Source organism: Paenibacillus sp. FSL R5-0623, assembly GCF_037974265.1.
Taxonomy (GTDB): domain Bacteria; phylum Bacillota; class Bacilli; order Paenibacillales; family Paenibacillaceae; genus Paenibacillus.
Genome location: NZ_CP150233.1, coordinates 4,709,189 through 4,724,460, shown reverse-complemented (window position 1 = coordinate 4,724,460; position 15,272 = coordinate 4,709,189). Strand labels below are relative to the sequence as shown.

The following is a 15,272-nucleotide window of genomic DNA, read 5'->3' as shown; positions in this document are numbered from 1 at the left end:
CATGAACCATCCTGAATCATATCGCGGACAACAAGTCGTTGTGCTCGGATTGGCCAAAAGCGGCGTACAGGTCGCCAAAGTGCTGGATCGCGCCGGAGCGAAGGTTACAGTAAATGATAAAAAAGAGAGAGATCAATGTCCCGAAGCTTCCGAATTGGAGGCTTTGGGAATTTCTGTTGTATGCGGAGGGCATCCGGATGATCTGATTCACAGTGGTGTGAAGCTGGTTGTCAAAAACCCGGGTATCCCATACCATGCAGCTCCTGTGCAGCAAGCTTTGGCATTGGGCATTGAAGTGGTGACCGAAGTAGAGGTAGCTTATCATCTATGTGCTGCACCCATGATCGGGATTACGGGTTCCAACGGTAAAACAACAACAACCACTTGGGTGGGGGAAATGTTGGAACATGCCGGCCTCAACCCGATCGTTGCCGGTAATATCGGAACACCTCTCTGTGAAGCGGCAGAGCAAGCTTCTCCAGATAACTGGATGGTTGTTGAGCTTAGCAGTTTCCAGCTCAAAGGAACGGTTGATTTCCGTCCCCGGATTGCCAGCTTGCTTAACGTTGCAGAGACACATCTGGACTATCATGGGGATCTGGATGATTATGTGGCTTCCAAAGCCAAACTGTTCGCGAATCAGCAGCCTGACGACGTAGCCATTCTGAATTGGGATGATGCGGTATGTCGTGGTCTGGTTCCTTACATCAAAGGCAGATTGCTTCCCTTCTCAATGATTGAGAAGTTGGATGTAGGTGTGTATGCAGATCCTCCTTATGTAGATGGAGAAGAGGATGATGTGAAGCGTCAGATTATCTACGCGGATGAAAAGGGAAATCACCACACCATTATTGACATCGAGAACATTGGCATCGCTGGACGATTCAATGTGGAGAATGCAATGGCTGCTGTAGCCATCGCCGTAGCGGCAGGAGCTGATCCAGCAGTGTTGGCTGATCCACTTGCAGATTTCAAGGCGGTTGAACACCGACTTGAATACGTTCTAGAGCATAATGGCTCTGCGTACTACAACAACTCCAAAGCGACCAATTCGAAGGCTACGGTCATGGCCCTGAATTCGTTCAAGGAACCGGTCGTATTGATTGCTGGAGGGTTGGATCGCGGGTCAGACATGATGGAGTTGTTACCCTTGTTCCAGGAACGGGTAAAAGCTGTTGTTGCGCTTGGAGAAACACGGACGAAAATTGCCAAAGTCGCGGAACTTGCCGGATTAAAGCAAATTAAGGTCGTCGATAATGAGGAGGACGCTGCCCGGACGTTAACCGTTGCTGTGCAGGAAGCATCGAAGCTTGCCAGTGCCGGTGATGTCGTTTTGTTATCCCCGGCATGTGCAAGTTGGGACATGTTTTCTTCCTATGAAGAGCGGGGACGCATTTTTAAAGAGGCGGCGCATAACTTGTAAGTAGGGGGGTGGAAAAGCCCCTACTTCCATGCAAGGGGTGGCCTCCTGATGAAACAGACGCGACCGGCACCAGATATTTGGTTGCTGATTTGTATTTTGGCATTGCTTGCCATCGGCATTATTATGGTATATAGTGCGGGCTCGGTGCTTGCCTTTCATGACTATGGCGATTCATTTTATTTTGTAAAAAGACAGGCCCTGTTTGCGGTTCTTGGGCTTGTGGCCATGTTCGTAACTGCTAATGTAGACTACCGGGTGTGGAGGAAATATGCCAAGCCTATATTGATTGCCTGTTTTATTATGCTCATTGCGGTGCTCATTCCTGGAATCGGTGTGGTTCGCGGTGGTGCACGAAGTTGGCTGGGCATTGGTTCGTTCGGTATTCAGCCCTCAGAATTTATGAAGCTGGGCATGATTCTGTTTCTCGCTCACTGGCTGAGCAAGGAACCGGGCAAAATCAAAACCTTCACAACGGGGCTTCTGCCACCGCTGGGATTGATTGGTTTGGCTTTTGGGATTATTATGCTGCAACCTGATTTGGGGACTGGCACCGTGATGATGGGCGCATCGATGCTTATTATTTTCACAGCCGGAGCGCGAATGAAACATCTGAGCTTGCTTGCTCTTGGCGGCGTAGCGGGGTTTGCAGCTTTGATTGCAGCAGCACCCTATCGGCTGCAGCGTATCACAGCGTTTTTGGACCCGTGGTCCGATCCGCTGGGTGCCGGATATCAGATCATTCAATCCTTATACGCAATTGGTCCTGGTGGACTGGCGGGATTGGGACTGGGTATGAGCCGGCAGAAGTACAGCTATGTACCTGAACCGCAAACGGATTTTATTTTTAGTATTTTGGCCGAAGAACTCGGCTTTATAGGTGGAATGATTGTATTATTGTTGTTTCTGGTGCTGGTGTGGAGAGGGATGCGTGTAGCCATGACCATTCCGGATGCCTTTGGCAGTCTGCTTGGTGTTGGTATCGTAGGTATGGTCGCCGTACAGGTCATTATTAACATTGGTGTTGTCATTGGCATGATGCCTGTTACGGGCATTACATTGCCTCTGATCAGTTACGGCGGGTCATCATTGACCCTCATGCTCACAGCACTGGGCATTTTAGTGAATTTATCCCGTTATGCGAGGTGACTATGCGATGCGAGTCGTTCTAAGCGGTGGCGGTACGGGTGGACATATCTATCCGGCCGTTGCCATAGCAAGACAATGCGAGGCGGAGAACCCGGACTCGACATTTCTATACATCGGAGGAACCAGAGGGCTGGAAAGTAAGCTGGTTCCCCAAGAAAATATTCCTTTTAAATCCATTGATATTACGGGCTTTCGGCGGAAATTGTCCATCGACAACCTGAAAACGGTCATGCGTTTCATTCAAGGTGTACGCAAGTCCAAAAAAATGCTGAAGGAATTCAAACCGGATGTTGTGATTGGTACAGGTGGATATGTGTGTGGACCTGTGGTATATGCAGCAACAAAACTGGGAATTCCGAGTATAATTCATGAACAGAACGCCATTCCTGGTCTGACGAACAAATTTTTGATGCGTTATGTGGACACGGTTGCCGTTAGCTTTGAAGGTTCTGAAAAATCGTTTTCCGGCGCAAAAAAGGTGATTTACACCGGTAATCCGCGAGCGACTACGGTAGCCCAGGCTAGCCGTGATCGTGGTTTTGCCACGTTAGGTGTACCGATGAACAGCCGTGTTGTTCTTGTGGTTGGTGGCAGTCGCGGGGCAAAAGCAATCAATCAGGCCATGGTGGACATGGCTCCATTGCTGGAACAACTGGACGATGTACATGTCGTTTACGTGACAGGGGATACCTATTTTGATGAAACGCGTGAAGCCATTCGCAGCTCATTGGGTACGATGCCAAACCACCTGCATGTCCTGCCTTATGTGCACAATATGCCTGAGGTGCTTGCCTGCACATCCTTGATTGTAAACCGTGCAGGTGCATCATTCCTTGCGGAGATTACATCACTGGGGATTCCTTCAATCCTGATTCCGTCACCTAACGTGACTAATAATCATCAGGAAGCCAATGCACGCACGCTTGAAGGTGGAGGCGCATCACTCACGATGCTGGAGAAGGAGCTTACAGGCAAAGTCCTGTATGAAGCCATTGCCAAGATTATGAATGATGAATCGGGACGCAAACGAATGGCTGAAGCCTCCCGGAAACTGGGGAAACCCGATGCAGCTGAAGTGCTTGTTCATGAAATTCAGCGTCTTGCTGCACGCCGATAAAGTGTGTTTGTGGGCGATTGTCACACACAAGACGGGGCTGACATAAGATACCGTATAAATCGTGACCATCGTTCCATGGCGCCAGAGCACGGTCTGTAACAACAGAATATACCGTGTTCATCGGTTTTGAAGCAAAGGAGGAAGCAAACATGCATCAGTGGATATCGTTACTATCCCAGAATAATGTTGGCAGAGTTCTTGAAAACGAAACGCTAGCCAAATACACCACATGGAAGATCGGCGGTCCTGCGGATGCACTGGTCATTCCTGAGAATAAAGAGCAGATGATGAATCTCGTTCAATTGCTTCACACGTATCAGATTCCGTGGATGCAACTTGGACGGGGCTCAAACATGCTGGTGTCAGACAAAGGAATACGCGGTGTTGTGGTGAAACCAGGCGAGGGCTTTGATTATGCCGAATTTCACGAAGGCGGTGTAACCGCCGGAGCGGCGCATTCTTTTGTTAAACTCAGTGTGGTTGCTGCCAAAAAGGAATGGACCGGTCTGGAATTCGGCAGCGGTATCCCCGGCACTGTCGGTGGAGCCGTATACATGAATGCAGGCGCGCATGGATCGGATGTGTCACGGATATTCAAATTCGCTGAGATTGTACTGGAGACAGGGGAATTGGTACGTTACAGCAAGGAGGACATGGATTTTGCCTATCGCCACTCTGTTCTGCATGATCGGAGAGGCATTGTGCTGGAAGCTACATTTGAACTCCAGCATGGAGAGCGCAACGTCATTTCGGAAACGATGGCGGCTTACAAAGATCGCCGGCGCCGCACACAGCCACTGCAGATGGCATGTGCAGGTAGTGTATTCCGAAATCCACCGGGTGATCATGCAGCCCGCCTGATTGAAGCAGCAGGGCTGAAAGGAATGACCCAGGGAGGCGCACAGGTATCCACCATGCATGCCAATTTCATTGTTAATACAGGCCAAGCAACAGCAGAGGACGTTATCACCCTAATGCAGCAGATACAGAGCACTATATCATCTCAAACCGGTATTAACCTGGTACCGGAAGTCTTCGTAGTGGGTGAGCGGTAAACCCCGGAGGTGATACATTGGACAAATTGGTGATTGAAGGCGGGAAACCCCTCTCAGGATCCATACGCATCCATGGAGCAAAAAATGCCGCTTTACCGATTATGGCCGCAAGTTTGTTGGCAGATGGAGAAGTTACACTGCATAACGTTCCACACTTGCTGGACATTGAAGTGATGCTGTATATCCTGGAACGGCTTGGATGCACGTGTCGGCATGAACAGGGAACAGTGACGATTAATACCTCGTCTATCCGGTCATATGATGTGCCAGAAGATCTAATGAAGCAGATGCGCTCTTCCATTTTTTTGATGGGACCATTGCTGGCCAAGTTTGGGCAAGTGTCAGTGTATCAGCCAGGTGGTTGTGCCATTGGAGAACGCAAAATTGATCTTCACCTCCGGGGCCTGGAAGCGCTCGGAGCCTTGATTGAAGAGCAGGACCAACAGATTATCTGTCATGGGCACAATCTGGTGGGTACAGATATTCATTTGGATTTCCCGAGTGTGGGAGCAACCGAGAATATCATGATGGCAGCCGTTCTGGCTAAAGGCACGACAACCATTTGCAACGCGGCAAGAGAACCTGAAATCCAGGACCTGCAACACTTTTTGAATGCTATGGGTGCAAGCATTATTGGTGCAGGAACGGATACAATTACGATCAATGGCGTTGAGGAACTGAAGCCTTGTTCCTATGAGATTATACCGGATCGAATCGTTGCCGGAACCGTAATGATTGCAGCAGCAGCAACACGAGGCAATGTTACGCTTACACACTGCAATCCTGCTCATCTTACTTCACTTATACATGTATTGAAGCGCACTGGTGTTCAAATCACAGTCTGCAATGATATAATGACGGTGAGCTGTATGAGCCGTCCCAAATCAGTAGACCGTATTGTGACTTCTCCGTATCCTTCGTTTCCGACAGATTTGCAATCGCAAATCATGGTGCTGCTCAGTCTGGCAGACGGATTCAGTGTGATGAAGGAAACGGTATTCGAGGGCCGGTTCAAACATGTGGATGAACTGAATGTGATGGGGGCTGATATTTCAGTCGATCTGAACGCAGCATTTATCCGTGGTGTTCCCCGTCTGTACGGGGCTACAGTAGAAGCAACCGATCTTCGTGCAGGTGCAGCTCTGGTCATTGCTGGTCTGGCTGCTCAAGGCAAAACGGTTGTGGAGCAAGTGCATCATATTGACCGGGGCTACGATCAGATCGAGAAGTTATTCCAAAGTCTTGGAGCATCGGTTGAGCGTCAGTCGCCCGTTTCGAAACAGTTGGATTTTGCCAATTAACGTCCTTGGAGTCCCCTTCTTGAAGGAAGGGGACCTGAGGCTTTGTGGAGCGCTACTTATGCCTAAAAGTCAAATTCCGGTTCTGAAGAAGAATCGGCCAAAAGGAAACACAAGCCGCAAAATTGTAATTATTCTCTTATTATTATTTATTGTATTGCTCGCTGTACTATTCTTTCGTTCTTCCATGAGTCGGATTTCGGCAATTGAAATTACGGGTAATGTATATACAGCAACTTCAGAACTGCTGGAGAAAAGCGGGCTGAAAGAAGGCGAACAATTTTTTGGGACAAGTACTGCCGAGGTTATTGAGCGTCTCAAGACCATCAAGGCGATTTCCACCGTTACCGTGGACAAGCAATTTCCGGGTATTATCCATATCAAGGTTCAGGAATATGCCACGGTTGCTTATGAGCTTGGTTCTGACGGTACGCTCAAAGCGATATTGGCCAGTGGGACAAGCTTGACGGTTCCGGCAACAATTGGTGTTGCTGTGGAGAAGCCCATATTGACCCAATGGAAGGCTGATGATCCACTCAAAGCCAAACTGAGCCAGACACTTGCTAAAATTCCAAATGAATTGACGACGGATATTTCGGAAATTATTCCGAACCCAACGCCTTCATTTCCGGATCAGATTCGGATGTATACCAAATCGCAGTTTGAAGTGATTACAACCGTCTCTCTTTTATCGGATAAAGTGGAGTATCTGAATCAGGTGATTGAGACCGAACGGCCTGGTAAAATCACCATGCTTGAGGCAGATACCTATGTCCCTTTCATCCCGGATGACCCGGAAGATGATGCTGAACCAGGAGCAACCCCCTGATCTTTGCCATGATGAGGCTGGACTGAATATGAAAGCCTAGGCAGGTCGGGGGTTGACCCCGTCAGAGCAATGAAACTTGTTCTTTCTGAGATGAAGAAAAAATGATACACTTGAACTTATGGCACATGAGTTGCCTCCTTCTTTTTTCTTCAAGGTTTTATGTCTGGCAACCAGATTTTGACACCCAAAAACATTGTAGAAAAAAGAGGGAAAGCCTGAAGTGTGTTGAATATGTTTTAAGAGTGTTTAAATTCGAACGTAATTTACTATTGGAGTCAGGAGGTGCCACAGACTTGAGCAACAATGACATCATTGTTAGTTTGGACATCGGTACATCCAAAATTCGCGCTATTATTGGGGAAATGAATAATGGAACCTTTAATATTATAGGAGTTGGATCTGCCGACTCGGAGGGAATTCGCAAAGGTGTAATCGTAGATATCGATCAGACGGTGCAGTCGATTCGCAACGCAGTGGATCATGCAGAACGTATGGTAGGTATTCAAATATCCGAAGTGTATGTTGGAATCTCGGGAAATCATATCGGACTGATGAGCAGTCACGGCGTCGTGGCTGTGTCTAACGAGGATCGTGAAATCGGAGAAGAAGACATGGAACGGGTGTTGAAAGCAGCCGAAGTCATTGCAGTTCCTCCGGAACGGGAAATTATTGATGTTGTCGCCAAGCAATATGTTGTAGATGGCTTGGAGGGCATACAGGACCCCCGTGGTATGATTGGTGTTCGTCTGGAAGTTGAAGCAACGATCATAACGGGTGCAAAAACCGCGATACATAATCTTTTGCGCTGCGTGGAAAAAGCGGGTCTGAAAGTAAGCGATCTGGTTCTCATGTCGCTTGGAGCGGGTCAACTGGCTTTGTCCAAAGATGAAAAAACGATGGGTTCAGTGCTTGTTGATATTGGAGCAGGTGCAACAACCATCGCCATTTTTGAAGAAGACAGTCTTGTTGCAACATCAACGTTGCCTATAGGTGGGGAATTCGTAACAAATGATATCGCCTATGGCTTACGCACGTTAACGGATCAGGCAGAGAAGGTGAAACTGAAATATGGCTGCGCCTGGTTGGATGATGCTGCTGCGGATGTGATGTTCAAAGTCACCCGAATTGGCAGTAATGTAGACAAGGAGTTTTCACAGGAGGATCTGGCAGCAATTATTGAACCTAGGGTTCAAGAAATATTCCAGATGATATCCCAAGAAGTGAAACGTCTTGGTTACAACGAGCTTCCTGGAGGTTATATACTAACGGGAGGTACGGTCTCTATGCCGGGGGTTCTGCAGGTCGCTCAGCATGAGCTTGCTGCTTCGGTACGAGTTGCAGTTCCGGATTATATTGGTGTGCGTGACCCTGGGTTTACAAGCGGAGTCGGCATATTGCACAGTGTAATTCGCAGTTTGCGCATTCGTCCCTCGATCAATAACGGCGGTGGAAATAACAACAACAACAATAATAACAACAAGAAACCGACCAACCGTCCGAAGCCAAATGCGGCACAGGAATCGGAGCAAAAACCCGGTCTGTTCGAACGGCTGAAGAATATGTTCAGCGAATTTATATAACAGGTTGGATCCATTTCATACATTCTTGAAGCCGTCTGAATGCGCCGGTACTAAAATAAACGCTTTCGTTCGTCGATATATGAAATTGATTCGGTTCAAATCAAAAATTGGACGGGCCATCCATGCACATTGAGGGGGAGATGGAATAATATGTTGGAATTTGATTTCGAGATGGAGAGCTTGGCTCAAATTAAAGTCATAGGTGTAGGCGGCGGCGGAAGCAATGCAGTCAACCGTATGATTGAAAATGGTGTACAAGGTGTTGAATTTATTACGGTAAATACGGATGCTCAGGCGTTACACCTGGCGAAATCCGAGCATAAATTGCAAATCGGTGATAAATTGACTCGTGGTCTTGGTGCTGGCGCCAACCCGGATGTAGGTAAAAAAGCAGCGGAAGAGTCCCGCGATCTGATCATGAACACGTTGAAAGGTGCAGACATGGTATTTGTTACAGCCGGTATGGGCGGTGGTACAGGTACAGGTGCGGCTCCGGTTATTGCCGAAATCGCTAAAGAGTGTGGTGCACTTACCGTTGGTGTCGTAACTCGTCCATTTACATTTGAAGGACGCAAGCGTTCCAGCCATGCAGAGCAAGGTATTGAAGCTCTCAAGGAAAAAGTCGACACACTGATCGTGATTCCTAATGATCGTTTGCTCGAAATCGTAGACAAAAAGACTCCTATGCTTGAAGCATTCCGTCAAGCGGATAACGTACTTCGTCAAGCTGTACAAGGTATCTCTGATTTGATCGCGGTACCGGGTCTGATCAACCTTGACTTTGCTGACGTCAAAACGATTATGCACGAACGTGGTTCGGCCCTTATGGGGATTGGTGAATCAACTGGTGAGAATCGTGCCGCAGAAGCAGCACGCAAAGCCATTATGAGTCCTTTGCTGGAAACTTCTATTGAAGGTGCTCGCGGCGTAATCATGAATATTACGGGTGGTGTTAATCTGTCCCTGTATGAAGTGAACGAAGCGGCAGAGATCGTAACTTCTGCTTCCGACCCGGAAGTGAATATGATCTTTGGTGCCATCATTGACGAAGACCTGAAAGAGGAGATTAAGGTTACGGTTATTGCAACCGGTTTTGAAGATAAACCTGCTCCACCACCACCAGGACGTAAACCAGCTCCAGCAACAGCGGAGACGACGGATACACGTTCGCCGAACCTGCGTCCTTTCGGAAATCAGCCGAGCAATGATCAGCTGGACATTCCGACATTTTTACGCAATCGTTCACGCAATAATAACAACGATTAATACGCAAATCAATTTATTGGAAACCCGGTACTCCTTATGGAGCGACCGGGTTTTTTCTGTTTATTTAGATATCATAGCATACAGCAATGAACAAATTCTGAACAAAGGGCCTGAGCAATTCCGACAAAAAAAGTTGGAACCACACCCCCATGATTAGACAGACTTTGAACAGGGGGCTCCGTATACTTGTGAATATGCTCATGAATATCAGGATATCGGGTACCGGTATTTCGATATGTTGCGCGCAGGCAGGTGAAGAGTTTGGTTGTTTATGTGGATCTGATTTTTTTGACAAACCTGTGTATTGACGGTGCACTCATCGGAATGACCGCCTGGATGCGCAAGACAAAGCTGATTTGGTGGCGGTGGTTGCTGTCAGCCATTGTGGGCGCATTATACGTGGTCATGATGTTTGTACCGGAGTTTGATTTTATGTTCACCTTTCTGATCAAGTTCGGGTTCTCGCTGGTCATGCTTACGATTGCTTTTGGTTTTAAAGGTCTGCAGGCTTTTGCGAGGACGCTCGGTACCTTCTATGTGATTAATTTTGTCGCTGCCGGAGGTATTCTGGGTGTGCATTACATGCTTCAGAGCTCCGGTGAGTTGTTTAACGGCATTTGGTTCACGGCTTCTGGCGGTATGTCATTTGATCTGAAAATTGCTTTCTGGTTCACGTTTATCGTATTTTTTGCTGTCCTGTTTTTATTCAAAGCTGTGCAGAGCTCAAAACGGAAAACAGATCGCATGACGACCTATTTGGGTAAAGTTGAGGTCTGCATCGATGAGGTAGTCATTTCTTGTACAGGCCTTCTGGATACGGGCAATCAACTTACAGATCCCTTATCGCGCATGCCGGTCATGGTGATGGAAGTTTCGTTATGGCAAGACATGTTACCTGCTTCATGGAAGGGTAGACTCAAGGACGAGGCGCCGGACAACCTTATTCTGGAGCTTGATCAGGAAAGTTTTCAGTGGCAGGATCGACTGCGGCTAGTGCCTTATCGGGGCATTAACAAAGGGACTGCGTTTATGCTGGCAATGAAGCCGGACCGGGTGAAGGTGACGATGGAGGAAACATGTTATGAGACGACAAGGGTACTTATTGGGCTGGATGGAGGTGTTTTGTCGTCGGATGGGAAATACCAGGCCGTGATTCATCCTGAACTTGTGCAAGACGCTGCTTCTGCGCAGTCTACGGCTCTCTCTGCGGGAGCAACAGAAAAGCCGCTGAATGTGGTATAGGAGGAACGTACATGCTTGTGAAATGGAAACTGGTGGCGCAGCTGCAATATTACCGTCTGTTATTTTTGTTGGGGCTCAAGAGTGAAGAGATCTATTACATTGGGGGAAGTGAGGCACTTCCGCCGCCATTGACAAGGGAAGAGGAAGAATTTTTGCTGCAAAAATTATCCTCGGGAGACTCGGCCATTCGCGCGATGCTCATTGAGCGCAATCTGCGCCTGGTGGTGTACATTGCACGAAAGTTTGAAAACACAGGAATCAATATTGAAGATTTGGTCTCCATTGGAGCCATCGGATTGATCAAGGCAGTTAATACATTTGATCCGGAAAAGAAAATCAAACTGGCAACCTATGCTTCACGTTGTATCGAAAATGAAATTTTGATGTACCTGAGACGTAATAGTAAGATCCGAACTGAAGTTTCTTTTGATGAACCGCTCAACATTGATTGGGATGGAAATGAACTATTATTATCCGATGTACTGGGTACAGAAAACGATACAATCTATCGGAATATTGAAGAGCAGGTAGACCGGAAACTTTTGCACAAGGCGCTGGAAAAATTAACGGAGCGCGAACGAATGATTATGGAGCTTCGTTTTGGCCTGACGGATGGGGAAGAAAAGACACAAAAAGATGTAGCCGATCTCCTCGGAATCTCCCAATCCTACATCTCTCGACTCGAAAAAAGAATCATTAAAAGACTCCGCAAGGAGTTCAATAAAATGGTCTGAAATACATCATTGGTCAGAATGGGTATTACTGGCAAGGGTGCCAAGTGCGAATAAAAAAGCCTGCCCCGGAGATAATGTACATTAATGTTTCTCCTTGGGAGGTAAATCACGATGACCCGAAACAAAGTCGAGATTTGTGGCGTGGACACCGCAAAATTGCCTGTCCTCACCAACACTGAAATGCGGGAATTGTTTCATTCCCTTCAGCAACACCATGATCGCTCAGCAAGAGAGAAATTAGTGAATGGCAACCTGCGTCTGGTACTCAGTGTCATTCAGCGTTTTAACAATCGGGGGGAGTTTGTCGATGATCTGTTCCAGGTTGGTTGCATCGGCCTGATGAAAGCCATTGATAATTTTGATTTATCCCAGAATGTCAAATTTTCAACCTACGCGGTGCCGATGATTATCGGTGAAATCCGTCGATACCTGCGTGATAATAACCCAATTCGGGTATCTCGCTCCTTGAGGGACATTGCTTACAAAGCACTTCAGGTCCGTGACAGCCTGACGAATAAAAATTCCCGGGAACCGACGATATTCGAAATTGCGGAAGTACTGAATGTGCCGAAGGAAGATGTTGTTTTTGCATTGGACGCCATTCAGGACCCGGTCTCGCTCTTCGAACCGATTTATCATGATGGTGGAGATCCGATCTATGTTATGGATCAGATCAGCGATGACAGAAACAAAGATGTGTCATGGATCGAGGAAATTGCACTCCGTGAAGCGATGCATCGTCTTGGTCAGCGGGAAAAAATGATTCTGTCGATGCGGTTTTTCGAAGGGAAAACCCAGATGGAAGTGGCTGATGAAATTGGCATTTCCCAGGCTCAGGTATCACGTCTGGAGAAATCAGCGATACAGCAGATGCAAAAACATGTAAAGTCGTAACACGATGCAAGGGCAGAAGGACGATCAATCGGGGCAGTGTATACCGTTGGTCGTCTTTTTGTTATGGAACGTTGCCACTTTCGGTGAAAAACAGGACATTTTTCGCCCCTGAAACATATATTGTATAGAAGCGTGAAGAACGGGCAGAAGAGGAATAACAGGGGGCGGAAATGAATGAAAGTGAATACGAGCGAAGTAGCGGCACGAGGCATGAAAATCTCGGACTTTCAGACAAAGGATGTCATTAACATTACGGATGGTAAACGCCTCGGTCAGATCAGTGATTTGGAGTTGGATCTGAAGCAGGGACGAATTGAAGCGATTGTTGTGCCAGGGTACAGCCGTTTTATGGGTCTTTTTGGCGGGGGGACAGATCTGGTGATTCCTTGGAGAAATATCGTAAAGATTGGTTCAGATGTGATTTTGGTGAAGATGGATGAGGTGAAGGAAAATACGTACGATGAGCGTGATCGCGAAGCGCGCCTGTATGATGAACAGCAGCATAACCGGATAGAGCGTGTGGAGCGCATTGAACGGTCGGAACGTAATCAGCGTCGAACGATATAAATGAGACAGAATGTGGCTCATTTGGTACACTGGAAGTGGTGAGGTGAGATAATGGAACCCTTTGTATTGGATAAAGAATTACTTGAACGGACCAAGAACCCAAATTCAGATTTCGGTCCTGATCCGTTATTATTATATGTTGAGCCTTGGACACAGCAATTTGAACAGCTGTCAGTAGGGTTTACGACGAGGCATGGTGGAGTTGGAAAAGTTCCGTATGCCACGCTCAATTGTGCTTACCATGTGGGGGATGACCCTGAAGTTGTACTTAACAACCGCAGGCTTGTAACCGAGAAGCTTGGCTTTGCAGCAGAAGCATGGACCTGTGGAGAGCAGGTGCATGGCAAACATGTGGCTGTAATTACCGCTGAAGATCGAAGCAGAGGATTACTTGATCGTCAATCTGCGTTGCAGGATACGGATGGCTTGGTCACGAATGTGCCCGGTGTGCTGTTGACTTCTTTCTACGCAGACTGTGTTCCGCTTTATTTCTATGACCCTGTGCAGCAGGCGGTAGGTCTTGCTCATGCAGGCTGGAAAGGTACAGTCGCAGGTATTGCTGTATCCATGGTAGAGACGATGGAACGGGAGTATGGCAGCCGTAGGCAGGACATTCGAGCTGCAATCGGTCCGTCGATTGGGGATTGCTGTTATGAAGTGGATGAGGCGGTCATGCAGCATGTAAGGGTTTGGTTTGATGATTCCCCGGTTAATGATGAATACAAGGATTCTGCTTCTAAACAAGCATATCGAGCCGTGAATAACGGTAAAACGATGTTAAACTTGAAAGAATGTAATCGACACATTATGATGAAAGCAGGAATAATGCCGGATCATATCGAATGTACAACATGGTGTACAAGTTGTCATCCCGAACTATTTTTCTCCTATCGGAAGGAAAATGGTGTTACAGGACGGATGGCGAGCTGGATTGGGCTGGAAGAGAGGTGACCCTCTGTGTCATTGGAGGAGCGTATACAACAGGTAAATCAGAAGATCGAGGATGCATGTCGGCGCAGTAACCGTCATCGTGATGATGTGAATGTGATTGCGGTCACGAAATATGTCTCACTTGAAACAACGGGATCGGTGCTGAATCATGGTCTTGAGCATATTGGAGAAAACCGGTGGCAGGATGCACAGGCCAAATGGGAAGCTTTTGGTCAGCGAGGTACCTGGCATTTTATCGGTCATTTGCAGACAAACAAGGTGAAAGACGTGATTGGCAAGTTTCGTTACATACATTCACTGGATCGTTTGTCATTGGCGAAGGAGTTGGATAAAAAAGCAGCTTCACTTGGCATCCAAGTGGAAACGTTTTTGCAGGTGAATATTTCGGGTGAAGAGAGCAAGTATGGATTACAGCCTGAACAGGCAAGTTCTTTTTTGCGTGATATTCGTTCGTTCAACAATCTCAAGGTCGTCGGCCTGATGACCATGGCACCTCATGAGGAAGATCCGGAGCTGACGCGTCCCGTATTTCGTGGATTGCGTGAGCTGAGGGATCAATTGAATGGACAAGCCCTGACAGCAGAGCCATTGAGTGAGCTGTCGATGGGGATGTCCAATGATTTTGAAGTGGCCATTGAAGAAGGTGCAACCTGGGTACGGCTAGGATCGATTCTCGTAGGAAAAGAGGAGGGTTCACGATGGGCGTAATGAATAAATTTATGAATTTCCTCGGACTTCAGGAAGAGGAAGAGATTGTGGAACGTGAACGAATGGCTGCGCAAGAGGAAAATGATGCTGAACATCAGGAAGCTGAAACCTCCAGTCTCGATAAACGTAGAAACCAAAGGGGGAATAATGTGGTGAGCATTCATTCCCAGAAAAATGTTAAAGTTGTCCTGTATGAACCGCGTTCTTATGACGAGGCTCAGGAAATTGCCGACCATCTGCGTTCGCATCGTACCGTTGTGGTGAACTTGCAACGAATTCGCCAGGACCAAGCGCTGCGCGTTATTGATTTTCTGAGTGGCACGGTATATGCATTGGGTGGCGGTATTTCCAAAATCGGCGGAAACATTTTTCTCTGTACGCCAGATACGGTTGAAATTCAGGGATCAATTACGGAAATACTGGCTGACAGCGAGCAAGATTATAACAGAATGAGGTGAGCCA

At 47.4% G+C, this 15,272-nt stretch carries 15 protein-coding genes; all 15 read left to right on the top strand.

The features are described from left to right. The first annotated feature begins 1 nt into the window (after position 1). Entirely contained in the window at positions 2-1,423 is a 1,422-nt protein-coding gene (murD, locus tag MKY92_RS20780) for a UDP-N-acetylmuramoyl-L-alanine--D-glutamate ligase (protein WP_339297475.1), read from the top strand. Between the two features lie 48 nt (positions 1,424-1,471). Next, the gene (gene spoVE / locus MKY92_RS20775; RefSeq protein WP_036614875.1) at positions 1,472-2,569 is read left to right on the top strand and encodes a stage V sporulation protein E; all 1,098 of its coding nucleotides are present in this window, start codon (positions 1,472-1,474) and stop codon (positions 2,567-2,569) included. 7 nt (positions 2,570-2,576) lie between these two features. Next, complete coding sequence (gene murG / locus MKY92_RS20770; protein WP_339297474.1) at positions 2,577-3,686, top strand: undecaprenyldiphospho-muramoylpentapeptide beta-N-acetylglucosaminyltransferase; 1,110 nt, start codon at positions 2,577-2,579, stop codon at positions 3,684-3,686. 149 nt (positions 3,687-3,835) lie between these two features. After that, complete coding sequence (gene murB, locus MKY92_RS20765; RefSeq protein WP_339297473.1) at positions 3,836-4,741, top strand: UDP-N-acetylmuramate dehydrogenase; 906 nt, start codon at positions 3,836-3,838, stop codon at positions 4,739-4,741. Between the two features lie 17 nt (positions 4,742-4,758). Further along, entirely contained in the window at positions 4,759-6,042 is a 1,284-nt protein-coding gene (murA, locus tag MKY92_RS20760; RefSeq protein WP_221822039.1) for a UDP-N-acetylglucosamine 1-carboxyvinyltransferase, read from the top strand. Positions 6,043-6,100: 58 nt separating this feature from the next. Beyond that, positions 6,101-6,868, top strand: a complete 768-nt coding sequence (locus MKY92_RS20755) for an FtsQ-type POTRA domain-containing protein (RefSeq protein WP_091014077.1) — start codon at positions 6,101-6,103, stop codon at positions 6,866-6,868. A gap of 293 nt (positions 6,869-7,161) precedes the next feature. Next, on the top strand, positions 7,162-8,448 hold the full coding sequence (gene ftsA, locus MKY92_RS20750) for a cell division protein FtsA (RefSeq protein ID WP_253501941.1): 1,287 nt from the start codon (positions 7,162-7,164) through the stop codon (positions 8,446-8,448). A 150-nt stretch (positions 8,449-8,598) separates the two neighbouring features. Beyond that, on the top strand, positions 8,599-9,714 hold the full coding sequence (ftsZ, locus tag MKY92_RS20745) for a cell division protein FtsZ (protein WP_017687306.1): 1,116 nt from the start codon (positions 8,599-8,601) through the stop codon (positions 9,712-9,714). Between the two features lie 261 nt (positions 9,715-9,975). Further along, entirely contained in the window at positions 9,976-10,956 is a 981-nt protein-coding gene (gene spoIIGA / locus MKY92_RS20740; RefSeq protein WP_339297472.1) for a sigma-E processing peptidase SpoIIGA, read from the top strand. A gap of 11 nt (positions 10,957-10,967) precedes the next feature. After that, complete coding sequence (gene sigE / locus MKY92_RS20735) at positions 10,968-11,690, top strand: RNA polymerase sporulation sigma factor SigE (protein ID WP_017687308.1); 723 nt, start codon at positions 10,968-10,970, stop codon at positions 11,688-11,690. A gap of 111 nt (positions 11,691-11,801) precedes the next feature. Further along, a complete protein-coding gene (gene sigG, locus MKY92_RS20730) occupies positions 11,802-12,584 on the top strand; it encodes an RNA polymerase sporulation sigma factor SigG (protein WP_017687309.1) in 783 nt (260 codons plus the stop codon). A gap of 174 nt (positions 12,585-12,758) precedes the next feature. Continuing rightward, a complete protein-coding gene (locus MKY92_RS20725) occupies positions 12,759-13,151 on the top strand; it encodes a YlmC/YmxH family sporulation protein (RefSeq protein ID WP_143760324.1) in 393 nt (130 codons plus the stop codon). A 51-nt stretch (positions 13,152-13,202) separates the two neighbouring features. Further along, positions 13,203-14,102, top strand: coding sequence for a peptidoglycan editing factor PgeF (gene pgeF, locus MKY92_RS20720; protein WP_339297471.1), 900 nt, complete (start codon positions 13,203-13,205; stop codon positions 14,100-14,102). Between the two features lie 6 nt (positions 14,103-14,108). Further along, positions 14,109-14,810: a YggS family pyridoxal phosphate-dependent enzyme gene (locus tag MKY92_RS20715; RefSeq protein ID WP_339297470.1), complete on the top strand. Its 702-nt coding sequence runs from the start codon at positions 14,109-14,111 to the stop codon at positions 14,808-14,810. Beyond that, positions 14,801-15,268 carry a cell division protein SepF gene (locus MKY92_RS20710; RefSeq protein WP_211080775.1) on the top strand — a complete coding sequence of 156 codons (468 nt, stop codon included), beginning with the start codon at positions 14,801-14,803 and terminating at the stop codon, positions 15,266-15,268. The genes MKY92_RS20715 and MKY92_RS20710 overlap by 10 nt, the downstream gene beginning before the upstream one ends. The last annotated feature ends 4 nt before the right edge of the window (positions 15,269-15,272 follow it).